This is a genomic window from Magnetococcales bacterium (assembly GCA_015231175.1).
Lineage (GTDB): Bacteria > Pseudomonadota > Magnetococcia > Magnetococcales > DC0425bin3 > HA3dbin3.
The window spans coordinates 1-25,264 of sequence record JADGBZ010000051.1 but is presented as its reverse complement, the minus strand read 5'-3'; the positions used below and the strand labels follow the sequence as shown (position 1 = coordinate 25,264).

29 protein-coding genes are annotated in these 25,264 nt (G+C 58.1%); 13 read left to right on the top strand and 16 right to left on the bottom strand.

Features of this window, described 5'->3' with window-relative positions; genetic code table 11:
• Window positions 1–154: 154 nt before the first annotated feature.
• Window positions 155–946, bottom strand: coding sequence for a cytidylate kinase-like family protein (locus tag HQL63_11075; GenBank protein MBF0177370.1), 792 nt, complete (start codon window positions 944–946; stop codon window positions 155–157).
• A gap of 77 nt (window positions 947–1,023) precedes the next feature.
• Window positions 1,024–1,470, bottom strand: a complete 447-nt coding sequence (locus tag HQL63_11070; GenBank protein ID MBF0177369.1) for a hypothetical protein — start codon at window positions 1,468–1,470, stop codon at window positions 1,024–1,026.
• Between the two features lie 378 nt (window positions 1,471–1,848).
• Between HQL63_11070 and HQL63_11065 the strand changes: the two genes are divergently transcribed.
• On the top strand, window positions 1,849–2,457 hold the full coding sequence (locus HQL63_11065) for a response regulator (protein MBF0177368.1): 609 nt from the start codon (window positions 1,849–1,851) through the stop codon (window positions 2,455–2,457).
• A 32-nt stretch (window positions 2,458–2,489) separates the two neighbouring features.
• On the opposite strand, the gene HQL63_11060 is transcribed toward HQL63_11065, so the two are convergent.
• From HQL63_11060 to trpC, 4 genes are read right to left on the bottom strand one after another with little or no spacing between them, the layout of a single operon-like run.
• Window positions 2,490–3,815 carry a bifunctional folylpolyglutamate synthase/dihydrofolate synthase gene (locus tag HQL63_11060; GenBank protein MBF0177367.1) on the bottom strand — a complete coding sequence of 442 codons (1,326 nt, stop codon included), beginning with the start codon at window positions 3,813–3,815 and terminating at the stop codon, window positions 2,490–2,492.
• Window positions 3,812–4,744, bottom strand: coding sequence for an acetyl-CoA carboxylase carboxyltransferase subunit beta (locus HQL63_11055; GenBank protein ID MBF0177366.1), 933 nt, complete (start codon window positions 4,742–4,744; stop codon window positions 3,812–3,814). Before HQL63_11055 ends, HQL63_11060 begins: the two co-directional genes overlap by 4 nt.
• Window positions 4,741–5,388, bottom strand: a complete 648-nt coding sequence (locus HQL63_11050) for a phosphoribosylanthranilate isomerase (GenBank protein MBF0177365.1) — start codon at window positions 5,386–5,388, stop codon at window positions 4,741–4,743. Before HQL63_11050 ends, HQL63_11055 begins: the two co-directional genes overlap by 4 nt.
• A 3-nt stretch (window positions 5,389–5,391) precedes the next feature.
• Window positions 5,392–6,168: an indole-3-glycerol phosphate synthase TrpC gene (gene trpC, locus HQL63_11045; GenBank protein MBF0177364.1), complete on the bottom strand. Its 777-nt coding sequence runs from the start codon at window positions 6,166–6,168 to the stop codon at window positions 5,392–5,394.
• A gap of 392 nt (window positions 6,169–6,560) precedes the next feature.
• On the opposite strand from trpC, the gene HQL63_11040 reads away from it, so the two are divergent.
• From HQL63_11040 to pntB, 3 genes are all read left to right on the top strand, one after another.
• Window positions 6,561–7,217, top strand: a complete 657-nt coding sequence (locus HQL63_11040) for a DUF3782 domain-containing protein (protein MBF0177363.1) — start codon at window positions 6,561–6,563, stop codon at window positions 7,215–7,217.
• A 323-nt stretch (window positions 7,218–7,540) separates the two neighbouring features.
• Window positions 7,541–9,121, top strand: a complete 1,581-nt coding sequence (locus tag HQL63_11035; GenBank protein ID MBF0177362.1) for a Re/Si-specific NAD(P)(+) transhydrogenase subunit alpha — start codon at window positions 7,541–7,543, stop codon at window positions 9,119–9,121.
• Between the two features lie 14 nt (window positions 9,122–9,135).
• The gene (gene pntB, locus HQL63_11030; GenBank protein MBF0177361.1) at window positions 9,136–10,548 is read left to right on the top strand and encodes a Re/Si-specific NAD(P)(+) transhydrogenase subunit beta; all 1,413 of its coding nucleotides are present in this window, start codon (window positions 9,136–9,138) and stop codon (window positions 10,546–10,548) included.
• Between the two features lie 231 nt (window positions 10,549–10,779).
• On the opposite strand, the gene HQL63_11025 is transcribed toward pntB, so the two are convergent.
• The 8 genes from HQL63_11025 to HQL63_10990 all read right to left on the bottom strand — a co-directional run bounded on the left by HQL63_11025 (window position 10,780) and on the right by HQL63_10990 (window position 17,248).
• A complete protein-coding gene (locus HQL63_11025) occupies window positions 10,780–11,280 on the bottom strand; it encodes a Gx transporter family protein (protein ID MBF0177360.1) in 501 nt (166 codons plus the stop codon).
• 47 nt (window positions 11,281–11,327) lie between these two features.
• The gene (locus HQL63_11020) at window positions 11,328–11,732 is read right to left on the bottom strand and encodes a NusG domain II-containing protein (protein MBF0177359.1); all 405 of its coding nucleotides are present in this window, start codon (window positions 11,730–11,732) and stop codon (window positions 11,328–11,330) included.
• Window positions 11,729–12,799 (bottom strand): FAD:protein FMN transferase, encoded by a 1,071-nt coding sequence (locus HQL63_11015; GenBank protein MBF0177358.1) that lies wholly within the window; start codon window positions 12,797–12,799, stop codon window positions 11,729–11,731. Before HQL63_11015 ends, HQL63_11020 begins: the two co-directional genes overlap by 4 nt.
• Before the next feature lie 10 nt (window positions 12,800–12,809).
• Window positions 12,810–13,688 carry a sirohydrochlorin chelatase gene (locus HQL63_11010; GenBank protein ID MBF0177357.1) on the bottom strand — a complete coding sequence of 293 codons (879 nt, stop codon included), beginning with the start codon at window positions 13,686–13,688 and terminating at the stop codon, window positions 12,810–12,812.
• Window positions 13,689–13,767: 79 nt separating this feature from the next.
• The gene (locus HQL63_11005) at window positions 13,768–14,550 is read right to left on the bottom strand and encodes a glycosyltransferase family 2 protein (GenBank protein ID MBF0177356.1); all 783 of its coding nucleotides are present in this window, start codon (window positions 14,548–14,550) and stop codon (window positions 13,768–13,770) included.
• A complete protein-coding gene (waaC, locus tag HQL63_11000) occupies window positions 14,535–15,584 on the bottom strand; it encodes a lipopolysaccharide heptosyltransferase I (GenBank protein ID MBF0177355.1) in 1,050 nt (349 codons plus the stop codon). The genes HQL63_11005 and waaC overlap by 16 nt, the downstream gene beginning before the upstream one ends.
• Window positions 15,581–16,567 (bottom strand): lysophospholipid acyltransferase family protein, encoded by a 987-nt coding sequence (locus tag HQL63_10995; protein MBF0177354.1) that lies wholly within the window; start codon window positions 16,565–16,567, stop codon window positions 15,581–15,583. The genes waaC and HQL63_10995 overlap by 4 nt, the downstream gene beginning before the upstream one ends.
• Before the next feature lie 165 nt (window positions 16,568–16,732).
• Complete coding sequence (locus HQL63_10990; GenBank protein MBF0177353.1) at window positions 16,733–17,248, bottom strand: hypothetical protein; 516 nt, start codon at window positions 17,246–17,248, stop codon at window positions 16,733–16,735.
• Window positions 17,249–17,490: 242 nt separating this feature from the next.
• Between HQL63_10990 and rsfS the strand changes: the two genes are divergently transcribed.
• Window positions 17,491–17,901, top strand: a complete 411-nt coding sequence (rsfS, locus tag HQL63_10985; GenBank protein MBF0177352.1) for a ribosome silencing factor — start codon at window positions 17,491–17,493, stop codon at window positions 17,899–17,901.
• A 180-nt stretch (window positions 17,902–18,081) separates the two neighbouring features.
• Window positions 18,082–18,555, top strand: coding sequence for a 23S rRNA (pseudouridine(1915)-N(3))-methyltransferase RlmH (rlmH, locus tag HQL63_10980; GenBank protein MBF0177351.1), 474 nt, complete (start codon window positions 18,082–18,084; stop codon window positions 18,553–18,555).
• Between the two features lie 102 nt (window positions 18,556–18,657).
• On the opposite strand, the gene HQL63_10975 is transcribed toward rlmH, so the two are convergent.
• On the bottom strand, window positions 18,658–19,047 hold the full coding sequence (locus HQL63_10975; protein ID MBF0177350.1) for a c-type cytochrome: 390 nt from the start codon (window positions 19,045–19,047) through the stop codon (window positions 18,658–18,660).
• Between the two features lie 256 nt (window positions 19,048–19,303).
• Between HQL63_10975 and HQL63_10970 the strand changes: the two genes are divergently transcribed.
• The 3 genes from HQL63_10970 to HQL63_10960 all read left to right on the top strand — a co-directional run bounded on the left by HQL63_10970 (window position 19,304) and on the right by HQL63_10960 (window position 21,569).
• A complete protein-coding gene (locus HQL63_10970; GenBank protein ID MBF0177349.1) occupies window positions 19,304–19,681 on the top strand; it encodes a hypothetical protein in 378 nt (125 codons plus the stop codon).
• 83 nt (window positions 19,682–19,764) lie between these two features.
• On the top strand, window positions 19,765–20,364 hold the full coding sequence (locus HQL63_10965) for an RNA polymerase sigma factor (GenBank protein MBF0177348.1): 600 nt from the start codon (window positions 19,765–19,767) through the stop codon (window positions 20,362–20,364).
• Between the two features lie 416 nt (window positions 20,365–20,780).
• Window positions 20,781–21,569 (top strand): hypothetical protein, encoded by a 789-nt coding sequence (locus HQL63_10960; protein ID MBF0177347.1) that lies wholly within the window; start codon window positions 20,781–20,783, stop codon window positions 21,567–21,569.
• Window positions 21,570–21,573: 4 nt separating this feature from the next.
• Here the strand turns inward: HQL63_10960 and HQL63_10955 are convergent, their stop codons facing one another.
• A complete protein-coding gene (locus tag HQL63_10955; protein ID MBF0177346.1) occupies window positions 21,574–22,170 on the bottom strand; it encodes a helix-turn-helix domain-containing protein in 597 nt (198 codons plus the stop codon).
• A 163-nt stretch (window positions 22,171–22,333) separates the two neighbouring features.
• Here HQL63_10955 and HQL63_10950 point away from each other — a divergent pair, with 163 nt between their 5' ends.
• The 4 genes from HQL63_10950 to HQL63_10935 all read left to right on the top strand — a co-directional run bounded on the left by HQL63_10950 (window position 22,334) and on the right by HQL63_10935 (window position 25,061).
• Window positions 22,334–22,588: a hypothetical protein gene (locus tag HQL63_10950; GenBank protein MBF0177345.1), complete on the top strand. Its 255-nt coding sequence runs from the start codon at window positions 22,334–22,336 to the stop codon at window positions 22,586–22,588.
• Window positions 22,589–22,890: 302 nt separating this feature from the next.
• Complete coding sequence (locus HQL63_10945) at window positions 22,891–23,061, top strand: hypothetical protein (protein MBF0177344.1); 171 nt, start codon at window positions 22,891–22,893, stop codon at window positions 23,059–23,061.
• 1,154 nt (window positions 23,062–24,215) lie between these two features.
• Window positions 24,216–24,527, top strand: coding sequence for a hypothetical protein (locus HQL63_10940; GenBank protein ID MBF0177343.1), 312 nt, complete (start codon window positions 24,216–24,218; stop codon window positions 24,525–24,527).
• Window positions 24,528–24,557: 30 nt separating this feature from the next.
• A complete protein-coding gene (locus HQL63_10935) occupies window positions 24,558–25,061 on the top strand; it encodes a hypothetical protein (GenBank protein ID MBF0177342.1) in 504 nt (167 codons plus the stop codon).
• Window positions 25,062–25,264: the final 203 nt, after the last annotated feature.

Sequence of the window (25,264 nt, the reverse complement as noted above, 5' to 3'; positions counted from 1 at the left end):
GCAGGTCGATGTGAACCGTATGGCGTGCGAGCAGGGGCAGGCAATGCCGCATGGCGGCGCCCGGGCGCTCAGAAAAAGCCCCATCCGTACCGGAGTGGCAGGAGAAAAGGCACAGAAGATGTAGGGTACACCATTTTGAATATACAGGTTAAATTCAAAATGGGGACAACATGAGAAACGCCTCCAGGTTGGGCGGGTTTGACAGCAGATTAACAGCCATCCTCGCCTCCGAGGTTGGCGTTGGCATGGGGTGATCCTTGGTGGAGTGTTCCAGCAAACCCCGCTCTTCCATGGCAAACACGATAATATCGACCATCTGTTCGGGTTGGAGGTGATCCGAGTTGATCACAACATCGTAATAGGCGCGAATCGAGGGAAAACTTTGGTAGATTTCGCGCACAAAGTCCTTGCGTTCACTGTCGACCTGGACAACGCGGACTTTGGCGGTATCCAGGTCGAGTCCCTCCCGCGCCGCAATGCGCTTGGCGCACATTTCCAGCGAGCCCTCCACCCTGACCCGGAAGACCGAAGGATTCAATGAGAGAATCAGGTGGGCGCCGCGTCCGACGATCACACCACCGCCCTTGGCAACGGCTGACACCGCCTTGACCAGGCAACGCATGTATTCGTTTTTTGAACCTTTTCCTTGGGTCAACAGGGGAATGAGCCAATTTTCCACAGTGTTGACCGATTTTTCGTCGAAAAGTCTGGTCAGGTGCTTGTTGGATTCCAGGGTTTCCACGATGGCGTTGAGCAGGGTATAGCCATAGCATTGGACTCCCAGCCTCTTGGCCAGCAATTCAGCCGTTTTGCTGCCATTGGCTCCGAAACTGCGCGACAGGGTCACCAGTGGCGGTCTTTTTTTCTGGCTGGCCTGATCACTGATTTCCGGGTCGAAATAGACGCTTCCCATGAGAGCGTTGACTGCACGAACATTGTTTTCCATGGCCGTCTCCTTGAATTTGTGCGTGATCCCGGGTCGGCTTCGCCAGGATCACCTGGTGGATGTGAAAAACCCTCGTTTCAACGGGTTCGACCAAGTTTGTTGCATGACGAGCAAAATTTCGTCAGTTCAACGTGCGCGACCAGTCCAGCCCTGATGAGTTTTTCGACAAGGTGTTTGATACCCTGGAGGTTTCCGGTAAGGGCAATGGATTCGATCTGAGCCGCCAAAGCCCCCATTTGGTGCAGACAAATCTGCTCGCACAGGTTTTTCAAGTGATGGCTCTCTTTTGCCACCTGTTGGGTATCGTTCTCACGAGCAGCCAGCCGGATCATCTCCGCGTGGAGGGTGATCTTGGCCTGAAAACCTCTTATGAAGTCGAAAAAATGGATACCAAATTCACCCCGCATCTGATCCAGTCTCGGCACATACAACACGCTCTCCCTTCGAGACACATTGCGGGCGTCATGGGAAAAAGGAACGGCCTCATGACAGGCTGCGTGTGAAGATTTGTTGCGCGTATCCATGGAGCACCATCCCGGTCATCCTGCTGGAGTTGAAAAATCTGCCCAACTTTGCCGGTTGCGGTTCCAAGACCGGAAAATGGTGGGTTCCTCTGTGGCCATTTTGCAGAGACCCCTATTTGCATTATTAGCAAGAATTGCGAGTTTTGCAACAAAAATTTCACCCCTTTCGGCACTATGATGCCTTGAACTTTGGGGGCCGATTCAGTAGTGTTATGCCGGTTATGCTTGTTTTGCAGGATTTTCAGGAACGCCCATGTCTTGCTGGATGGCACCTTGGCCGGTTCGCTCGTGTCAGTGGGGAGCATGATGGGTTTGTCATATGCCACCAGAAATGGCGTCCCCTGGTTCGGGAGTGCTTATTCCGTGGCGGGAGGTGATATGGGTCCGTCAGACAACCCGGAGGGGAGCGATTATTTTGTCACCACGACCCAGGCAGCGCGGTTGTTGGGTATCTCTCCGCGCACGATTCATTACTGGTTGGATCGAGGTGTCATCAAAGCCTGGAAAACCGTCGGCAAGCATCGCCGCATTCCGATGAGCTCGGTCAATCAACTGTTGGCAGATCGAGCCAGGGAGCTGCGGGTGTCGGAGCGGTCATCTTTGACCTTGTTGATGGTCGAGGATGATGAGGATTTGAGAAACTTGTCAAAAAGGGTCGTTGCCGGTTGGGGGCTGCCCGTGCGGCTTGTGGTCGCGGAAAATGGCTTCGATGGGTTGATCCAGGCTGGACTGCATCAGCCGGAAATCATCATCACCGACCTCATGATGCCATCCATGGATGGTTACAAAATGATCAAAAAACTGAAAAGCACACCAGAACTTCGCCAATCGCGTATCATCGTCGTAACCGGGCTGGATGAACAGGAAATCGCAGCCAACGGGAGTGTCCTTGCTGGCATCAAGGTGTTCAGAAAGCCAACGCCTTACGATCTGTTGCAGGCGGTGGTGCGGGACGTTTTGCGTGATCGTGGTCATGTGGGGCTGTGATGCGTTTTGGGGCGTGCAAAAGCGCTGAATCGTTACCCCTTTTCTTCCATCAGCTTGTCGCGTATGACGCCAACAAGGTGCAGCGATCCGGTCACCACCACCCGCCCGTGAACGGGACAATGCTTTCGCGCCAGGGAGAGGGCCGTTGCCGGATCAGGGGAGACCGTTGTGGAAACACCTTGTTCCTGCCAGACCAAGGCCAGATGGCGAGGATCGGAGGCGCGTGGTTCCGGCAAAGTTGTGATCCAGACATGACTGAGCAACGAAGCCAGACTCCTGGCCATGCCAACCACATCCTTGTCCTGCAAGGCGGTAAAAACAAGATGGGTAGGCAGGGGTTCCATCCGGGTCAGGGCATGGGCCAACACCTGGGCACCCGGGAGGTTGTGTGCGCCATCCAGCCAGATCGACGGCGTTCCTGGAAAGTGTTCCAGGCGCCCCGGAATCCAGGCCTGGGCAACGCCCTCGCACAAGGCTGCGGCGGATATATGCCAGAGGTTGGCAGGCAGGGTGGCAAGCAGACGCAAACCGGCCACGGCCAGAGCGGCGTTGCCAATCTGGTGTTCTCCCACCAGACGGGGGGAAGGGAGGGTCAGGCTGCCCAACGGGTCTTGATAGTGCCACGAACCGGATGAGTCCGGGCACCCGAATCGGTAATCCCGATGACGCAACCAGAGTGGAACGCCCAGGCGGTCGGCACGACGAAGCAGGGTGGCTGCGGCAAGCTCCGGGCCCGGATCTGCGGCGGCAGGAACGCCCGGTTTCAGGATACCCGCCTTTTCCCAGGCGATCCGGGACAAGGTATGCCCCAGATACTCCTGATGATCCAAGCCGATGGGCGTGATCAAAGTCAAGCGGGGAGAGACCACGTTGGTTGCATCCAATCGTCCGCCAAGTCCGGTCTCCAGGATCACCGGCTGGCGTGCGGTGGCTGAATGGATGCCGCTTGGTGCAGGGCGCCGTACATGGGAAAAATGGAGCAAGGCAGCTGCCGTGGTCAACTCGAAGAAGGTGGCTGGTTGTTCGGCATTGACCCGCAAAGCCGTCGTCAACAGGGCCTCCAGGGAGGCGTCATCGATATCCTGACCACAGCAACGGATGCGCTCATGGAAGCGTTGCAGGTGCGGCGATATGTAGACGCCGGGTTCATGACCGGCCTGCCGCAACATCGCCTCCAGGAAGGCAACGGTGGAACCCTTGCCATTGGTGCCGGCAACGTGAATGGCGTCCAGGGTATGTTCGGGATTTCCCAAGGCATTCAGAAGGCGCCGCATGCGCCCCAACCCCAGGCGGATGCGCCGATCGGAAAACCGGGTGGCCTGGGAGAGAAGGCGTTCGGCGGCAGCCGACCGGGTCACGGGGCGTCCGGGTCGAAGAGCGTGGGCTGTATCGCCTCAGGCATGGTGGAGAGCAACCCACCCGGAGAGACAGAGACACTGCGTCCGGTCAAACGGGACAGGGTCGTCGCAAGCAGGGAACGGATCTCGTTGCGATGGCAGATGCGATCCAGAAAACCGTGTTCCAGAAGGTATTCGCTGCGTTGAAATCCTTCCGGCAGGGCTTCACGTATGGTTTGTTCGATCACCCTGGGACCGGCGAAGCAGATCAGGGCGTTGGGTTCGGCCAGAATGACATCCCCCTGCATGGCAAAGGAGGCGGTCACACCACCCGATGTGGGATCGGTCAGGACGACGATGAAGGGAAGGGCAGCATCTTCCAGGCGCGTGATGGCTGCTGTTGATTTGGCCATTTGCATCAGAGAGAGGATACCCTCCTGCATGCGCGCTCCTCCCGATGCCGGGAAGACGATAAACCCACACTTGGTGCGTTCTGCAACCAGGGCCGCATGGGCAATCTTGGCTCCGACCACCGATCCCATCGAACCGGCCATGAAGTCGAAGTCAAGGGCAGCAACCACCACGGGGACTCTTTCGATAAACCCCTTGTAGACGCGAACCGCATCGTTGACGCCGGTTTTACGTTGCGCCTCCTTGATGCGGTCCCGATATCGCTTGAGATCCTTGAATTTGAGGGGGTCTGTGGGATAGATCGCCGGAAAGAGTTCCTGGCGTCCCTCGGGATCCAGGGTGATGTCGATGCGGCGTTTCCCGGAGATGCGGAAGTGGTGCTGACAATGCCGGCACACATCCAGATTGCGTTCCAACTCCTTCTGGAAGAGGGTTTGACCGCATTCAGGGCATTTGATCCACAACCCCTCGGGTGAGGGACGGTTGCGCTTGTCACTGGCCTTGATTTTCGGACGTATGATACGCTCGAACCAATTCATGCGCACACCTCGGCGCCGGCTTGTCGGGCGCAGGTAATGAAATGTTGCATGCGATCATGATCCTTGATCCCAGGGGAGGATTCGACACCGCTCGAAACATCCACCCCATAGGGTTTGACGATGCGGATGGCACGGGCCACATTGTTCGGATTCAGGCCACCTGCCAGGATCAGAGGGGGGTGACCGTGCAGGCCTGACAGGATGGACCAGTCGAAGGTCATCCCGGTGCCGCCGTAGGCATGGGGGGTTTTGGCGTCCAGGAGGATACCGGCAACCGGATAGCGAGCGACAGGTTGCAGGTCGGCTGGAGTGGCGACACGCACCGCCTTGATGACGCGGATTGTGCCAGGCTGCATGGTGTTGGACAGCAGGCAATCCGCAGGGGATTCATCACCATGCAGTTGGACCTCGGAGAGGTGGCACTGTTGGACAATGTGCAAAATCTCCTCCCGAGGGTGGTTGACGAATAAGCCAACCACCGACACCAGAGGGGGCAGGGCAGCGACAAGTCTCGCCGCACGTTCCGGTGCGATGTAGCGTGGCGATTTTGGATAAAACACCAGGCCAATGGCATCTGCCCCCAGATGGATGGCGGCCAGGGCATCTTCCAGGCGGGTCATGCCACAGACTTTGATGCGAACCATCCTTCAACGCTCCAACAGTCGTGCCAACGCCGCACCCGGATCGCTCTCCCGCATCAAGGTTTCCCCTACCAGGAAGGCATGGACGCCATGTTTCTGCAAATGGAGAATATCCTTCGGTGTGCGGATGCCGCTTTCGGAGATGATGCACCGACCGGGCTCTGCCCGACCAGCGAGGCGCAGGGTGGTATCCAGTGAGGTCGCAAAGGTTCGCAGGTCGCGATTGTTGATGCCGAGCAGGGAGGTGTGCAAGGCATGGGCGGCTTCCAGTTCCGCTTCGTCGTGTACCTCCACCAGGACGTGCAGGTGCAGGTCACGGGCGGTGGCTTCCAACTCCCGGGCCTGTGCCACGGAGAGGACGGCCATGATCAGCAGGATGGCATCCGCGCCGATGGTCCGGGCCTCGATCACCTGATAGGGGTCATACAAAAAATCTTTGCGTAACAAAGGAATCTCAACTTCACTGCGGATGCGGGTCAGGTAGGCTTCGGCGCCCTGGAAAAAATCCCGATCGGTCAGGCAGGAGATGCAGGTCGCTCCATGCTGCGCGTAACCGCCGGCAATGCGTACCGGATCAAAAGGGGGGCGCTCAGGGTGAATGATCCCTTTGGATGGCGAAGCCCTTTTCACCTCGGCGATGACGGCGGGCTTTTCTTGTTGCACCCGGTCGGTCAAGGCCCGGGTAAAATCCCGGGTGGGGGGCTGCTCAAGCGCCTGTTCCAAGAGACGCGACTCCGGGGTGCGCCGGCGGCGTTCGGCGACCTCCTCCCGTTTACGCTCCATGATTCGGTCCAAAATATGGACGTGTGCATTCAAGGGTTTAACCTCACTATGGTGGTGTCGAAACGCCTTGCGGGAACAAGATTCCCGAAAAACGGCCCGGAAAAATCGGCGGCGCCCTACACAAAAAATTGTAGCTATATCCGACAAGGCATGTCAACGCGGCATGAATCTCCCCATCCTTGAAATTTTTAATGTTTTTCGAAATTTACGGGTGTCTTGACGGCAATGATTTTCTTGAAAGGGCGAAGCCCTGACACCAGGAAAAATGGGTTCCGGCAAGGCAGGATCAACGAGACATTGCTTTCCCATTCGGTCGGTAGCATGATTTCAGTCACCTCGAAAGCTTTTTGGCTCAGGCAACCAGAGCTGGTGATGACACGGAGGATAAAAAGATGTCTGCAACCGTGACTGTGGACGATGTCTGGAAAGCGTTTCTGGAGACAGATCGCAGAATGCGGGACATGCATGCGGAGACAGACCGCATCGTCCGGGAAAACAGCCGCGCCATGCGAGAAATGAGTGCAGAGACGGATCGCAAGATGCAGGAGACGGATCGCAAGATGCAGGAGACGGATCGCAAGATGCAGGAGACGGATCGCAAGATCCAACAGGTGACACGGCAGATTGGTCAATTGGGTGGTCGCCTGGGAGAGTTCGTCGAGGGATTGGTCAAACCGGCCTGCATCGCCCTGTTCAGGGCCCGCGGCATTCCTGTGGACGAGGTCTATTCCCGGGTCATCAAGGAGCTGGATGGCCAACGGGTGGTGGAGATCGACCTGCTGGTGGCCGATACGGTCGCCGCCATTCCCATTGAGGTCAAAAGTCATCTCAAGGTGGAGGACGTGCGCCACCATCTTGATCGGTTGGATCAATTCAAAACCCTGTTCCCACGCTATGCCTCCTGCCAGATATACGGCGCGGTGGCCGGGATCGTCATGGCCGCCGAGGCCGATCAATTTGCCATGAACCATGGCTTGTTCGTGATCGTCCAGTCCGGGGAAACTGTCACATTGGCCAACAAGCCGGACTTCAAACCAAAAATCTGGTAGAACATGCTGAAAGGGTGCTGAATAGCTACGTCTCATGCTGTATGAGAACGTCGTGCCTCACAGGTAAGGACGGACGTGGTGCAACGGGGAACCTGCCATTAAACATAACGGTTGTTTTGAGGATTTCCGACTTTTGCATAAAGCTGTTGTTCTGACAATTGTCCCAAAGCGGTCGGAAAAGATAGTGGAAAAACTCATAACATGAAACGTTTCGACCATGCATTGTCGCCATGCATCTTGCGACCAATACGGATCTTTCTGTCTTTATTAAAAAATTGCAAACCGCTATCAATCCCGGTAGCACAGAGGAGGTTATTGGAGCAATGAAGATCGGCATTCCCAAGGAAATATACCCAGGTGAAAACCGGGTGGCGGCCAGTCCTGATTCGGTGCGTAACCTGATCAAGCTGGGGTTCACGGTGGCCGTGGAATCAGGAGCCGGCAACGAGTCCCAGTTCCTCGATGCCCATTTCAAGGATGCAGGAGCTGAAATTCTCCCCGATGCCGGGAGCGTTTGGCAGGCAGCGGACATTCTTTTCAAGGTGCGCGCTCCCATGGAGATCGGCAAGGGCAAGCACGAAGCCGACCTGCTGCGCGAAGGGTGTACGTTGATCGGTTTTATCTGGCCGGCACAGAACAAGGAGTTGATGGATCGACTCGCCAGCCGGAAGGTGAATGTTCTGGCCATGGACTCGGTACCCCGCATCTCCCGGGCGCAAAAGTTGGACGCACTCTCCTCGATGGCCAACATTGCCGGTTATCGAGCGGTGGTGGAAGCGGCGCACGCTTTTGGTCGATTCTTCACCGGGCAGGTTACGGCGGCTGGCAAGGTGCCACCTGCCAAGGTGTTTGTGATCGGCGCCGGTGTGGCGGGTCTGGCGGCCATTGGTGCTGCATCGGGGATGGGCGCCATCGTGCGTGCAACCGATACCAGGCCGGAAGTGAAGGACCAGGTCAAGAGCATGGGGGCGGAATTTGTTTCGCCTCCGATCGAGGAGGAAGGGACCGGCGTTGGCGGATACGCCAAGGTCATGAGCGAAGCCTATCAAAAGGCCCAGCTTGACATGACTGCCAAGCAGGTGGCTGAGGTGGATATCGTGATCACCACGGCACTGATTCCAGGCAAACCGGCGCCCAAGTTGGTCACCGAGGCCATGGTGGACAGCATGAAGCCAGGCAGCGTGATCGTGGATCTGGCAGCGGAACAAGGCGGCAATTGCGCGTATACCGTCCCCCATCAAAAAGTGGTCCACAACGATGTGACCATCATCGGCTATGCCGATCTGCCCAGCCGCCTGGCGCGGCAGTCAAGCCAGCTTTATGCCACGAATCTGCTGCGTTTGACCGAAGAGTTGTGCAAGACCAAGGATGGTGTCATCCACATCAACATGGACGATGAGGTCATCCGCGGTACCACGGTCATCAAGGATGGCATCGTGACCTGGCCACCACCGCCACCCCGGTTGTCCGCCGCTCCACAAAAACCGGCAGCGGCTCAGACCAAGACGGTTGCCAAGCCGGAGAGCAAAGGGGGACATGGCCATGGAGCTGGAGAACCGACCTCGAACAAGTCCGTGTTTATGACGGGTTTGGCTGGTGCCGTCCTTTTTGGCTTGATCGGCATGGGCGCTCCGGCTTCCTTCCTGGGTCACTTCACTGTTTTTGTGTTGGCTTGCTTCATCGGCTATATGGTGATCTGGAATGTCACTCCCGCGTTGCACACACCTTTGATGAGTGTCACCAACGCCATCAGCAGCATCATCATCATCGGCGCCTTGATCCAGATTTCCTCTCCTGGATTCCTGATTACCCTGTTGGCAGGGTTGGCCATCGGGCTGACCGCCGTCAACATGTTCGGCGGATTCTGGGTGACACGGCGCATGCTGCGCATGTTCCAAAGATAGAGGGGAAATGAGCCATGAATGAAGGATTGATCACAGCCGCCTATATCGGTGCAACAATTTTATTCATTCTCAGTCTCGGAGGACTCAGCCACCCGGAAACGTCCCGGCGCGGCAACATGTTTGGCATCATCGGTATGACGATAGCCGTGGTTGCCACCTTGCTGGGACCGCGTGTCACGGGTTTTTCAAACTATGCCCATATCATGATCGGTATGGCCATTGGCGGAACATTGGGTGTCGTTGCTGCTGTCCGCGTCAAGATGACGGAGATGCCGGAACTGGTGGCAATCATGCACAGCCTGGTGGGTTTGGCAGCCTGTCTGGTGGGCTTTGCCAACTTCATTGACCCCTCAGCGCACTTTACCGGTGTCGAAAAGACCATCCACGAGGTGGAGATCTACGTTGGCATTCTTATCGGCGCCGTGACTTTTTCCGGTTCTCTGGTCGCATTTGGCAAGCTCTCGGGAAAAATTGGCGGCAAACCGATGCTTCTGCCGGCCCGGCATCTGCTCAATCTTGGTTTGTTGGTCGTCGTGGTCTTGGCAGGCCGATGGTTTTTGGCTGCCACCACCCAAGGAGACGCCGTCGGTTCGCTGCTGATCATGACCGTCGTCTCTCTGTTGTTCGGCATTCATATGGTCATGGCCATCGGTGGGGCTGACATGCCAGTGGTTGTCTCCATGCTGAACAGCTACTCGGGGTGGGCCGCTTCGGCGACCGGTTTCATGCTTTCCAACGACTTGTTGATCGTTGTAGGCGCTTTGGTCGGTTCGTCGGGCGCCGTTCTTTCCTACATCATGTGCCGTGCCATGAACCGAAACTTCATATCGGTGATTGCCGGCGGTTTTGGAACGGGGGGAGGAAGGGCTCCGGCAGCTGGTGCCGAAACCCCGCAGGGTGAGGTGCAGACGATCTATGCCGGGGAGACGGCAGAGTTGTTGCGTCAGGCCAGCAATGTCATCATTGTCCCTGGTTACGGCATGGCCGTTGCCCAGGCCCAACATACGGTTTCTGAAATCACCTCGGTGCTGCGTAAGAAGGGAATCCATGTCCGTTTTGGCATCCACCCCGTTGCCGGGCGTATGCCAGGTCACATGAACGTGCTTCTGGCCGAGGCCAAGGTTCCTTATGACATCGTTCTGGAGATGGATGAGTTGAACAGCGACTTTCCGCAGACCGATGTCGTCATGGTGATCGGTGCCAATGACATCGTCAACCCGGCAGCCCAGGAGGATCCCAACAGCCCCATCGCCGGGATGCCGGTTCTGGAAGTGTGGAAAGCCAAGACCTCCATCGTCATGAAGCGCTCCATGGCCTCGGGGTATGCCGGTGTGGATAATCCTCTGTTCTACAAGGAAAACAATCGCATGCTGTTTGGTGACGCGAAAAAGATGCTCGATGAGGTACTCAACAATCTCCGCTCTTAGCAGGAGGGGTACAACCCCTCCTCCTTGATCTCCATCCCGGTTTCTCAATCATTTTGAGTAACGATTCATCGCCCTTGCAAGAAAAGCCTGGACATGAAAGCCTTTGTCAGGGCTTCGCCCCGAACCCCACCAGGACTCCGTCCTGGACCTGCCAGAGAGCCAGCCCCCTGGACCCCCATGCGTTGCCGGGTGGTGAATAGTTGCCATTTTGGAAGCTCGATGCGGCAGGCTTCAATGCATGGGCAATGGCTCTCTGGCAACATTTTTATCGGCCAGGTGCCGTAACACAAAACAGGCTGCCAAACCATTCACCAGACCCGTTATCCACGAACCGATCAAAAACCAGGGCAACGCGGTCAGCACGCCAGGGTGGTCGAAGATCATGACCTGGGCCACGCCGACCTGGGCGGTCATGTGGGCCAGGGAGGCAGGGATGGAGAGACCCACTGGACCAACCGGCAGCCGCAACATGGCAACGAGGCCCATGGCCAGAAGCGCCGCCACAGCGCCTGACAAGCTCAGGAAGAAAGTTGGAGAGAGGAAGGTGCCCAGAATCAGGGAACTTGCCAAAACCCGCAGGATGGAGACGCCCATGGCGGCGCGCCATCCCAGCTGAAACCAGACGATCAACACAAAAATATGGGCCAGACCGGGCTTGAACCAGGGACCGGGATAGGGCAAGCCACTCTCCAACAGGTGCGCTGCAACCGCTGCCGCCGACCAATACACCATGTGCAACTCTGGACGAATGGTCACTTCGGGGGAACGTGGGTTCGCCTTCATCGAGCGATCCCGTCGTATGGTTCGGCGGACCCGTTTTCTGGCCGGGCGCGGCCCTTGATCTGGACCACCACCCCGCAGGGAATGCAGGCGGTCACTTGACCAGGTCGGCTGATCCAGCCTGTCATGGTGCCCACGAGCCGCAAACTTTGGTACTCCAGCAACCTGACCCGATGATCATGAATTTCCACCTGGACCGGCCCCAAAAGCCCCTCCACCTGCATGATGGCGTTACGTTGCAAAGACCACGTCATCTGCCGGGTCTTGGCGTCGCGGACCAGCACGACCCCTTCCGGTTGTGCCCGGAGCGTCCACAGGCATGGTCCAATGATGCCACAGGCCGCCACAAAAGCGATCCAACGATCCATTCCGTTGGTGCATGGACGCCCCCCTCCCAGACTCATTGCGGTCCTTCCAACCATTGACCTTGGAAGCCGGGGCTTTTCCAACGTTCACCTTTTTCCGTAACCATCAGGACTTCAACACCTTTCAGGTGCTTGACGAACTCCTGCCCTTTTTCCATGCCCAGAACAAAGATTGCCGTGCTCAAGGCGTCCGCCATCATGAGTTTATCCATTTGGACAGAGACGGAAATCAACCCCGAACGGGAAGGAGTGCCGGTCCGGGAGTCGAAAATGTGATGTTGCCGCTCTCCATCCGCCATGAAAAATCGTTCATAATCACCCGATGTTGCCATGGCCATGTGGCCGACAACCTCGGCAGCGGCCATGACCTTGTCATGATCCCGGGGGTGCTGGATGCCAATCCGCCAGGGTTTTCCCCCTTTGGAGCCAGCGATGATCATATCGCCGCCCCCGATGATCAGGGCATTGTGGATGCCGGTGCGTTCCAGCGCCTCCATGGCCTGGTCCAGGGCATACCCTTTGGCAATGGCGCCGAGGTCCAGAGCGAACGCAGGATCATCCAATCGGATGGTCGGGGCGCCATTTTTGGGTCTATCCAGATGGATGCCATCACCCGACTTTCGATGTCGTGCTTCCAGCCAGGCCTGAATGTCTTTTTTGTCGGGAACTTTGCCGACATCCGGCGCCCCATGACCAAAGCCCCAGAGATCCAGGAGGTAGGCCAGGCCAGGATCGAAGGCGCCATGCGACAATGTTTTTACCTTCAAGGCAGTTTCCACGATCAGGGCCAACTCTTCCGGAACGTGAAAAAACTCGGAAGGGGGTGCATGGTTGATTTTATAAACCAGACTGGATTTGATTTGCCTGCTGGCCCATGATTCGATGTCGCGGATTCTGGCAAAAGCCTGGGCGACCGCAGCATCGGCAGCAGACTCCGGCACACCCCAGACAGAGACCGTGAACAAGGTGCCCATGGCCAGATGGGTTACGGAATGGACCTCCGGCTGGGGTGTTTTTTGGCGTTGGAGCCCAAAGCCAATGACCATGAGCAGCAGCACCCATGGCGCCATTTTTTTCAGGGCAGGGCCTTTCATCATCGTTGCCATCCAGCTTTCCTTACGGTTTTTGCAGGGTGTCTGTCGGATGGTCGTGGTGGCCGTGGATATCGGCGTGGTGGTGGGCGTCCAGGTGTTCCTGGGCTATGGCGCGGTAGCGGCAGCCATCGCAGGCCATGGGGGGGATGTCGCCGGTGCGCAGTTCGGTCAGTCGCTGATCGACCAGGTCACCGATCAGACCATGGATACCCAGATAACCTGCGGCCACCAGGGTGATGGTTGGATATTGGCCTTGCAGGCGTTGCACCTGGCGTTTGATGCGATGAATCAACCGTCCGGTAAACAGATAATAGGGCAACACCACCACCTGCATGGCACCCAGACGAACCTGGCGCTGCACCATGCGTTCCAGACGCGGGTCGGTGATACTTGTAAAGGCATAGTCGATCCACTCGTGCTGGGTGGTCTCATACAACCAACGTGCCATGCGTGCCACTTCGGCGTTGGCTCCCATGTCCGAGGAGCCCCGGGCCAGCAGGATGACACCGGTGTTCAGCGGATCGGGCATATCCATGCCCACCATGGTTGCGTGCAGCCGGAGGCGCAGCAGTTCCAAGATTTTATCTTCCGCACCCAGCGGACGGGCGTAACGAAACGTCACTTGCGGAAAACGTTGTCGGGCAGCGTCCAGATGTCCCGGAATTTCCAGCTTGACGTGACCGGCAGCATTGAGAATCAGGGGAATGACCAAGACGCGGTCGGCATCCCGGGCGGCCTGCTCCAGGCCAGCATCCAGCAACACGTCGTCAAATTCGATGAAGCAGACCTCGATGCGGGAGGCAGGGTGGCGCTGCCGCCAGAATCTGACAAATTCGACGACCTCGGCATTCCCTTCCGGGGCGCGGGAGCCGTGACCGATCAGCAGGATTGTTTCGCGCATGATAACGACTCACCACTTGGCAACGCATCGGGATCCAGGGGGCCAACATATCACAAACTGCGGTCGAGACGGAACGGTATCATTTCATGGACCCTGGGGCATTTCTGAGGAGATCCATGGCCTTGGCATATTTCATGAGGCTGTTATTGCAACCAATCAGGACATGGACCAATCCCGGCAGGCCATCCAGAAAGCCCAGGCGCAGGAGATAAAATTTGATGAAACGGAGCAGAGGGTTCAGGAGGAGGTGGTGGAGATGCGGGAAGCGACCGCGTGCGACGAGCTGTTGGGCTTGCAAGGTGGTGTAGCGATTTTGTTTGGCGAGATAGGCCTCCAGAGTCGGTGCGGACTCATGCAACAAATCCCCGGCCAACCAACCAACCGGGCCGGTGGCCACGACATGCTCATGGATGGGATCCTGACTCCATGCCGCATGGTCGCGATGAAACAGGCGCAGGTTGGGGTCGGGATACCCTTCGCCGTGGCGCAGCCAGCGTCCCATGAAACGGTTGCACCGAGCCATCCGGTAGGCATGGTGGAGGGGTGGCGTGGCGAGGATCGCAAGCACGCTCCGTTGCAACTCGGGTGAGACGCGCTCATCGGCATCGAGGCAGAGTACCCAGGGGTGGCGCGCCTGGGAGATGGCATATTGTTTCTGGGCGCCAAAACCGAGCCACGTCTGATGCAGCGTGGTTGCACCGGCTTGGCGTGCGCGTTCGAGGGTCGCATCGGTGCTGCCGGCATCGACCACCAGAATTTCATCGGCGAAAGCCAGGGAGTCGAGACAAGGTTGTATGACCTCGGCGGCATTCAGGGTGATGATGACCGCAGAGAGGGGGGTCCGGGTCATGGCGGGGGCCATTCGATTCGGGCCTGGAGCGCCTCCCAGACCCGATCCGGAGGAAGGGTCACCACACAAGGAGGATGACAAGGGTGCGGACCCGGGGGTGGATGGCATACGCGGCGCATGCAGGGGGCGCAGGGATAATCAGCGGCCAGCAGAGTCTGCCGGGAACGGGCAACCCCGGAATAAGCCGGATCGGTCGCCCCGAACAGGGTGACACAAGGGACATCCATGGCGCCAGCCAGATGGGCCAGGCCCGAATCCAGGCCCACCACAGCTGAGGCTCCCAGCATATACGACGCCAATACGCCCAACTGCAAAGGGGGAAGAACCTGGACGCCGTCGCCGCAGGCGGTGGCCAGACGTTCAGCCCTCTGACGCTCTGGATCATTGCCCCAGGGGAGCAGAATATGCAGAGAGGTCGCGGCACGGATGCGTCGGGCCAGCTCAAGCCAATAAACCTCAGGCCACACCTTGCTGCTCCAGGCGGTGCCGTGCAAAAACATCACATAAGGGGATGGGGGTGGGGGAAGAGAGGGCCATTTTTGGTGGTCGATGCCAAAATCCGGCGGCGTGGAGGGAAGTGGATAACCGACGGCGGTGGCCAGCAGACGTCTGAGCCGGGCGACGACATGATGCTCTCCTGGAACCGCAACGGTTTGGTCATAAAGGGGTAAGGCCCAACGTTCCCGAACCCAGGTGCGGTGAGGACCAAAACGCCGACCACGGGCAAGCCGTGACAGGATGGCGCTTTTCACCAACCCCTGGGCATCCACGATCCAGGTGAAGCGCTCGCCACGCAGCCGGGAGAGGAGTGCCCGCAGCTCGCCATCGCGCCAAGCCCGCCAGGGCGCTCGACGCCAACGCCGCAAAGCCACAGGGATGATCCGATCCACTCCAGGGTGCCAGGCGACAACCTCCGCCAGGCCCTCCTCCACCACCCAACTCAGTTGCAGATCGGGTCGTGCCCGGCGAAGATCCGTCACGGCGGGCAGGGTGTGAAGAAGATCCCCCAGGGAGGAGGTCTTGATCAGCAGGAGGCGGTCGGTCAAGCGAGCGACTCCAGCAGTCGTCGAGGCAACGGAGGATGAGGCGCCACCCGGGATTGCCAGAGGGAGGTCATGGGAGTGTCTGGACGCCACAGGGTTCCATCGGGCCGGCTGCGCCAGCGGGCGTGCAGCCAGTTGTACTGTTCAGGCCAAGCCAGAATCCAGGGTTCAAAGGCGGCGTTGAGCCGGCTGGTAAATGCCGCCAACGTTTCCGGTGTGGCATGGGGGGTTGGGGGCTCCAGGGGGGCGCCGACGTGAATGGTCGATTGGCCGGGAGCCTGCCGGATGGCGACTGCCGGGACGACCAGACACCCCTGACGGCTGGCCAGACGGGCCGGCCCGGCAGGACATTGTGCCGGCAGGCCCAGAAAAGGGGCCGTGATCCCACCCCGCCGGGTGTTGATATCCACCATCAGGGTGAGAATTTTACCCTCGGTGATCGCCCGCAGGGCCGCGCGCGTATCCTTGCGCCGGACCAGTTCGACGCCATTCCCTGCCCGGGCACGCACAAATTCCCGTTCACTTAATGGATTGTTGGCATGCCGATAAACCACGACGAGAGGCAGGCCCACATCGGCGGCGTGCTTCATGGCAGGTTCCCAGGATCCCAGATGGATGCATGCCAGGATGAGAGGCCGTTTCCGGGCGTGCAGCGCGGTCAACATCGCCAAACCGTCGCCATCCCAGTGACACCGGCACTCCTGGGCCCGCAACCCTTCGAGATGGCAAAGAAAAATATTTTCAAAGACCATGGTGGCCAGACGATGCAAGCGGTCGTCCGGGAGTTCAGGTCCATAGATCAGGCGCAGATTGGTGCAGGTCCAAGCCCATTCGGAGCGCAAGACAACCCGGGCGTGCCGTGCCAGCCTACGCAACCTCTCAGCCACGACAGGCAGCTCCCCATGCCGGACCCAGGCGAGTATGCCTCGCAAGACCAGCCACTCCAGAACATGCCATGGTTTGGGTAACCCTGTCGAAAAGGACATGTCGCAATCAGTCGAAAACGGGGTTCAAGGATGGCGTCAAGTGCTCCATGGGTTGCGGCCATGCCTCGCCATAGACAGCTTTCGAGGCCGGAGTTCTGACCACCGGAAATGATCCTGTCATGCCTTCTCCACAATGAAACCAGTCCATTCAGACTGATCAAGCCACTAGGGTACGCCAGGATGGACACCTGCAACCGGTTCCATCTTTGCGTTTTCCGGTGAAGAGAAGGCATCGGGAACCGACCCGGCGGGGGGAGTGGACCCCGCCGCTGCCGGATTGATATGGGCTGAGCTGCCGGATTCGGTTGTAGTTTTTGTTGCCTCCTGCCTGGCATGACCGGAGTGGCCGGATTCGGGTGCAGCAGGATGCGATGACAGCAAAGGCGACGATTGCCCGAGGAGGTGGCTCTGAGATTCCGCTTGCAACGCATCCTGGACACGGTCATCGATCAACCGGCGGGACTTTTCAAATAACTCTGCCTGGGTTGGCACAGGGAGCTCGGGCTTTTTGGCAGACAGCATCAGGTAGGCTCCGGCTGCTGCCGCGATCACGCCAACTCCGATCAACGGCAGGAGGAGCTTGTTGCCTTTGGCAGGGGCCTGTTCATCCTTTCCTTCGCCAGGCGAGGCGTCCTCGCCCGAAGAGCCACCCCTGGTTCTGGTGTCATCATCGCCTGCCATAGATACCCTCCCTCTCTCATGTCCAATCCTCTGCGCATTGTGGCGGCTCCTGGTGTTGGAAAGCAACGGGTAACCCGTTCAGCGCCCGGCGACGAGTCGGGATCCGGGGAGCCGGCTCCCTGGACTCTGGTTCGCCATGACGGAGATCAGCCTTGACAGGGTGTCGAATCGTTGCCATCAATGTCTCATGGAGTTGGAAACGGATCCGCCATGCAACCCAAGGAGAGGAAGAGTTGACCGATATGCAGAGTCCGCACCTGGCAGAAGCCCTGGAACGTCTTTTGGATGACAAGAAGGGTCTGGATATCACGCGGATCGATTTGCGGGGCCGTTCACCCTTTACCGATTTTTTTGTCATTGCCACCGGTACATCGGAGACTCACGTCCGGTCCATGGCCATGGAGGTGGATCGCTGGGCCAGCCAGGTCAAAATTCAGGGGTTGGGCCTGGCCGGCATGGATGCCGGCCAGTGGGTTCTGATCGATCTGGGGGATGTGGTGGTGCATCTTTTTCAGCGTGAGATCCGGTCCTTCTACAGCCTGGAAAAGCTCTGGAGCCCAGAGACATTGGCTGTGGAAGAACGGCAAACGTGGATCTCTGCGGGGCAGGAACGGGCGCGTATCACGCCCCAGGATCAGGGTGATACAGTTTGAGGTTTGCACCCATTCAGACCCCTTCAAGAAAAGCCTGGACATGAAAGCCCTGGACATGAAAGCCCTGGACATGAAAGCCTTTGTCAGGGCTTCGCCCCAAACCCCACCAAGACGCTGTCCTGGACCTGCCAGGGAGCCAGCCCCCTGGACCCAGATGCGTGGCCGGGTGGTGAATTGTCACTGAAGTTTTATATTTTGGCCGTCGGGAGGGGCATGCCCGCGCCAATCCGGGATCTGGTCGTGGATTATCAGAAACGCCTGGAGAGGTTGGCGCCTGTCGAGCTGATCGAAGTGGCCGAAACCCGACGCGACCCCATGCAGAAAGGTGACTTGCGGGCCTTGGCGCAGGAGGGAGAGCGGTTGCGGCGTCTGTTGCCAAAGGGGGCGATGATGGTGCCCTTGGCCAGCAATGGCCGCACCTTCTCGTCCATGGAGCTGGCAAACGAGGTGCGCCGGATGCGGGAAGAGGCGACGCGCGAGGTGTTTTTTGTGATCGGCGGTCCGGATGGTCTGGACCAGACACTGTTGGCCATGGGGAGTTGGCGGTTGTCGTTGGGCGCCATGACCTTTCCCCACATGCTGGTTCGCGTCATGCTGTTGGAACAACTCTACCGCGCCATGACCATCCTGGGGGGAATCCCCTACCATCGGTGAAGGGGAAGCACAGATCGCCCCTGCACACAGGCCTGACGCCAAACCATCTACCCTGCAAGAGACATCGGGGGGGGGCGACAACACCCCCCCGGCAAGCCGCTCTTACTTCATGGTGTTCATATAGGCGATCAAATTTTCGCGATCTTTGACATCCTTGAGGCCGGGAAAGGTCATTTTGGTCTTGGGAACCAGCTTCTTGGGCTCTTCGAGATACTTGTCAAGGGTCGCTTCATCCCATGTCAGACCGGCCTTCATCATATCTTCGGTGTATTTGCCGGTGTAGGAGGGACTCTTGCCGGCAGCATGGCCGACGATGCCGAACAGGTTGGGACCAACCTTCGCGGCTGCACCCTTGTCGATGGTGTGGCAAACGAAGCACTTGGTTTTGAACACCTGGGCGCCGGCGGCGGCGTCACCAGCCGCCTGGGCAGATTGACTCGCCAGGGCAAAAGCGGCAGCGGCGCCGAAGGCAAGAATGGTCGTGATTTTCATTTGAACTCCTCTGCTGATTGTAGGATTGAATCCAACCAAATCTCCATCTCAAGTGGAGTTGAAGCCATCAATTGGGTGGGCAAAGGGAAGAAAAAGTTCATTCTTGGCTGCAAAGAAAGAACTGCTGCCTTCAAGGTATTCCAGAGATTCTGGACGCAACTCTGAACCATTCCGGCATGCCCGGTACTCAAGGGGTGTGGATTGGACATGGTGACGATCCGGCAGTATCCGGACGCAGATGGGGGTAACCGGGGCGATGAGATTTTTGCGATTCATACACTTTGCGGCCACCGCATTTCTGTTCCTGGCTTGTTGGCTCCCGACCTCGGCGGAGGCCTACTGCCTTGAGAACGCCACTTCCACTCCTTTACACGCCCAGTCCCTGGACTCGGGGGTTTTTATGGCGAACATCCCCAGCGGCGCCCGGACGTGTTGTCAGGAGGCCAAGTGCATCGGGAAAAAACGCCCGGACTCCCTGCTCCTGATAGTAACGGGTTATATCCCAGTGGGTCAAGCCGGACAACCGGGCTGGCGAGCGGAGTGTCGCATTCGGGTACAGGCTGGGAGTCGCGTGCAGGTGCATGGCGATGTGGCGCACATCAAGTGCGAGCGACAAGCGCGGGGCGCTGAATAATGGCCCAAGGCTTCAGGTTGGGATTTTGCGGTGACTTGAGCGATTGGTGAGATGATCGCGATGCCGAATCCGGGGTTAATGTGGTGGAAAATGCATGGGGAAAGTCGGTGATCGTGGATCCCGATGAGACGTTGGTGCAACGGGCGCGCGCAGGGGATGTGCAGGCATACACAGATCTGGTGCGAAAGTTGCGGCCAAGGGTTTTTCGCTTCATATGTCGTCATGTGGGTGGTACCCAGGATGCCGAGGATTTGACGCAGGAAACCTTTGTCGAGGTGTTCCGCAAGCTGGTTACCTTCCAGGGAAACTCCCGTTTTTCCACCTGGGTGCTGGGCATTGCCCGCAACATTTCCCTGAACCATTTGCACCGCTCTCCCGACTTTCGCGTCCAAACCACGACGGAAGAGACCCTGATGGATCTCCCAAGCCTGGAACCAGGTCCGCATGAACGTTTGGCGATGAACAACCAGATTAAGGCGTTGCGGCATGGACTGGATACCTTTCTGACCCCCGAGTTGCGCGAGGCCATGGTCATGGTCTCCCTGGAAGGGATGAGCTATCAAGATGCGGCGGCTCTATGCAATATTCCGACTGGAACCATGAAAACACGGGTTTTTCGGGCCAGAAAGTTGCTGCGGGAGGGGTTGCGCCAGGAGGGTACCCTGGATCTCTTTCTGTCATAGAAACTTCGCAACTGTTCACCACTCTCTCAAGAAAAGCCTGAATATGAAAGCCTTTGTCAGGGCTTCGCCCCGAACCCTATCAGGACTCTGTCCAAGTTCCTGCCAGGGAGCCAGCCCCCTGGATCCCGATTCGTGGTGTTGCCGGGTGCTGAATGGTGACGGCGAGTGAACCAAAAAGGGGCGGGTTGTTACGAACATGTCGTGAACGGTTGGCAACGATTCAGCACCCTTGCAAAAAAAGCCTGGGTATGACGTCCTTTCATCAGGGCATCGCCCTGACTCCCACGAGGACGCTGTCCTGGAACTGCCGGGGAACCGGCCCCCTGGATCCCGGTTTCGTTGCCGGGTGGTAATCGTTACACTGGTTAAAAATGGAGCCTGCGTGAGCTGCATTGAGGCGGGGAGTGTTGGCAGCAATGAACGATCTTGAAACCATTCGGGAAACCATCAGCCGGGGTCTGGATGCCGACCTGGACCGGGTTGAGATTCGTCGCCTTTTTCTCCTGGTGGCCCGAGATGCCGAGGTGCGCAGGGAGATGGAAGAGATGGCTGCCCTGGAAGAGGCACTCTCTGTGATGGCTCTGGCAACGGAGCGGCAGATGCCCGCATCGGATCTCCCGGCGCGGGTGATTGCGGCCCTGCACACGGTACCGCCGGCTCCCCTTTCCGGGTTGCGCGTCGCGCTTGAGAACGGAAAACGGCTTCTTGCCCGATGCAGAGAGTTGGATGCCTGGCAGGTTCCTTTTGGCGCCGGTTTAGCAACGGCAGTTGTGGCGATCTTGGTGGTTGCGCCTTTTTGGGGACGTGTCCATTCAGGTGAAAATACCCGTCTCGTCGTGCATGATCTTCAGTTTATCGATGCCCAGCCCCGTGTCTCCTGGACCAACCAATTCATTGTGCCACCTGGGGGAGAGACCCGGTTCGCCCTGAGATTGAGCGATGACAAACCCCTGCGTATTCAGTTCCAAACCGCCGAGGCCTCGCCGGTGCGGGTTGTACACGATGCGCCAGGTTCTGTCCGCGGGTCGGCGAATCTGTTCACTGTGGACGGTATTGGTTTCGCCACCTTGCGCCGCCCCAGAACCGGTGATGGGGTGGCCATCCAAAATCAGGGTTCGGTCCCTCTTGTGGTTTATTTGCAAGGCGTCGGTTCCGACGGAACCATTTTCGGTCACGCGCCGAAGGATTTGCGTCAATCGCTCTGAGGAATCACCTCTCTTCGCCCTTGCGGAACCTTTTCAGGCGCAGTTTGACGCTTGATGCAATGTCGCTCCCTGCCAGGTGTCCAGCCCCGTTCAACCGGGTCAACTCCTCGTAGACAATCTGCTGAATCTGGCGATGAAGGTCGGCTCTGTGGGATGTGTCTGGATCGGAGTGGAAGGGGTCGGCAGGGGGGAGTGGCGCCATCCCCGCTTCGGGTGGAGCGCTTGCGGCAAAGGGTTCCCCTGCTGGGGTGGGCAACACGTCTGTGGAGTCCACGGCGACTTGAAAGAGACGCATCTGATACCGGGTGGAGGATTTGCCGGATCCAGACCTTTTTGCCAACCAGCCCATGGCAGCCAGGCGCGAGGTGATCGTTGAGATTCGGCTGGTGGGAAGACCTGTCGCAGTTGCCAGGGTGTCGCGCGTCGGCTGGCTCACCCCCGCAGGGTCCGCGAAGGCATAAAGGGTCAGCAGCACTCTATAATCATTCAGGTTCAAGCGCCGATCGGCCAAAATGGCACTGGGTACGGAAATCGGGTCGGCCATGCCGGTCTGGAGCTCGTTCCGTTGGAAATCTTGTCGTGGATCGATCGTTTCGGTCAATTGTTGCCTCCCCAACCACTGCCGGCAGGATTCGCACACGGGTTGCGTCCCGGTATATCATGACATATAAACTGTAGAAGGCTCGTTGGAGCAAGGGGTTTTGCAACAAGGACAATCGGTTTTCCAGTCGCGCAGGAGAACCGAAAGTGGGGGAGTCAAGACAATGGCTGGCAAACCGCAGCAAATAGTCCAGAAGCATCAAATCCTGGCTGAAGTGACCTTGACCAACCAGAAAATTTTGAAGGGAACCCTCTATCTGGCCATGGGCGAACGGTTGTTGGATTTCATGAACCGCCCGGAGGGATTCATTGTCGTGGTGGACAAAAAAAAGCCCTCCTTGACGACCATCGTCAACAAATCCCACGTCACCATGATTCGGGAGATGGAGCGCACGGAAGTGGGTGCGACCTTCGGGTAGAGGGTGGTGATTTTTTTGCAAAGGTGGCGAATCGTTACCTTTATTTCGTCAAATAATGGGGCGCCTGCAAGTCGGTGGCAGGCAGCCCGGTTTTTTTCCGAATCAGGCTGGCCACTTTTCGGGCATCTTTTCGGGAGGGGAATGGTCCGACGTTCAGGTGGACAAGTTTGGGCGATGTGTTGTCGATGCGCATCCGCACTGGGTAACCTGCGGAGAGAACCAGCCTGCGGCTTCTGGCCATCGTTTCCGGGGTGGCATAGGTTCCAATAAGAACTAGAAAATGTCCCGGTTGAATGCGGGGCATGTCTGGATGTGTAGAGGCTCTCTCCCTTGCGAGCGGTACACCTTTGCGGAATGTTTGCGCTGCCATGGCGGCTTTGGCCCTTCTTTTGGCCGCAGACCTGGTGGCGGAGGTGCGGTTTGGCTGGCGCGTGGGGGGAGTGTTGACCTGTGGGGATGCGGCGGGCCGGTGAGCATGCCTTGAACCCGGTCGCTGCGCGGCAGGTTTTTCAGCAGATGCTGCCAGGCGTGACTTTCTTGAGAGCGGTTGGGCAGATTCCGTGTTCCAGGGCTCCGGCAAGGGGGCGACATGCGGCTTGCCGGCCACCGACAGAGATCCCAGCGTGATGAAATCCCGATCCCGGGGAGGTGGTGCGACAGTTTTGACCCCTGGGGTTGGCGGAGAGGGTATCGCACCGGATCCCGGCTGCTGGTTCTGGGAAAGTGGTTTAGGCGGTAAAGAGGGTTGATCAGGTGTCGTTGTCGGCGACTTGGCTGCGCCCTGAGAGGGCCGTTCAGGCGGCAAAGAAGGGTGATCAGGTGTCGTTGTCGGCGACTTGGCTGCGCCCTGAGGAGGCGGTTCAGGCGGCGAGGAAGGGTGATCAGGTGTCGTTGTCGGCGACTTGGCTGCGCCCTGAGATGGCCGTTCAGGCGGCAAAGAAGGGTGATCAGGTGTCGTTGTCGGCGACTTGGCTGCGCCCTGAGATGGCCGTTCAGGCGGCAAAGAAGGGTGATCAGGTGTCGTTGTCGGCGACTTGGCTGCGCCCTGAGGAGGCGGTTCAGGCGGCGAGGAGTGATCAGGCACCGATGTTGGCAGCTTCTCCGTCAAGTTTGACGGCATCATGTGCGGGCCAAAAAAGAAAAAAACGGCAATCGCAGGTACCACCACACCGATGAAAAGCCAAAACAGTTGCGTCAACCCGTGCAACAAGCCTCCGAAGCGGGAACGTTCCGCTCCAGAGAGGCGCGTGGTATCGCTGTCGGAGTCGGTTTGGACCGATTTGGTTTTATGAAGCTCATTAAAAATTTTGCTCATGGTTTGGCGGGAACCGGGCGAGAATGGTGGGCAAGCCGAAAGGCAAAAATGTACTCTCCCCCATTATGGTCCATGGAGAGACGTAAATCCAGAAAAGCCGGATGATTGAATCATACGGTGGTCGATTGTTGGTGCGGCATGGTATATCCTGACGAGAGTGGATTTCCTGACGCAGACGCGGCCTTGCCTGTTTGGCCCGGGGCTTTGGCTGCATGGAAAGAAGGCCAACATCGCCGACAGTTCGGCAACATACGGGTTGCCCGGTATTCATTGCACAGATTGGGGGTGAATATGACTTCAGACCACCGTATCATGGTTCAACAGTTGCGGACTGAGTCCTGTCCGTATCGGTTCCGCGTCGTTGTAGAGGAAGAGACGGTACAGACAGACCACATCGTGACGATGGATCAGATGACCCTCGACAAGATTTCTCGGATTGTGGGACCGAAGTGCCCATTGGCCAGGATCATCGACGCCTCGTTCCGGTTTTTGCTGGACCGCGAACCGAAAGAAGCCATCCTGAACCGTTTCGACATGACGCTTATCTCCCACAACTTTCCAGAGTACTACGACCAACTCAAGGATTATGTGCTCTCTGCGGGCAGCGATCCGGTACATCCATGAGGAAAAGGTTGAACAATTCGGAGAACAACCATGATCACTCTGGCCCGCATGCTGGCGCCTTCTCTCTTTTCCTTGCTGGCCATGATTGCCCAGGCCGGTCCCCTGGATCAGGATGAGTTCTCCGGCAGAATCGACACCCACTCCGGGTCTGCACTGCAATGGACGCCAGGTGTTGCACTCCAGCCAGACACCGATCAGGCGCCTGATCAGCCCATCGTCCTGGATCGCCCCCTGATTCAGCCTGTCGGCATCGCACCATCTCCCGCACAGTGGGACAATCTCAGCCAGTCGCTCCCTCGACCGGTACAGCTCGATTTTTCCAAAAGGCCGGCTCCAGAGGTGTCTGAACCCGAAAAAAAGGCTGAAGAAAGCATCCTGCCGGATCTGCTCTGTGCCACCGTTCACAATGTCATGACCTTACGCTACATGGAGCAGAGAGGACCGGGGTATGTCTCGCCCGAAGAACAGCCCGGTTCCATGCGTGGCCCTTGGGGTGAACAAAAGGTTGGCTGTACCGGTGCAGGCGGGAGGTAAAAGCCCAATCTCCAAAGATTGGGATGTCCGCAACGCATTGACATGCCTTGTCGGACACGGCTACAACCTCCACTGGCTGATCCGAACACGATGTGTCAGGAGAGTGGGACAGTGGAAAGCCAGGACACCAGGGTGGTCGAAGCGTTTTTGGCTCAATATGGATTCCGGGGGCTTATCGCACCAGAAGATCCAACAGAGAATGC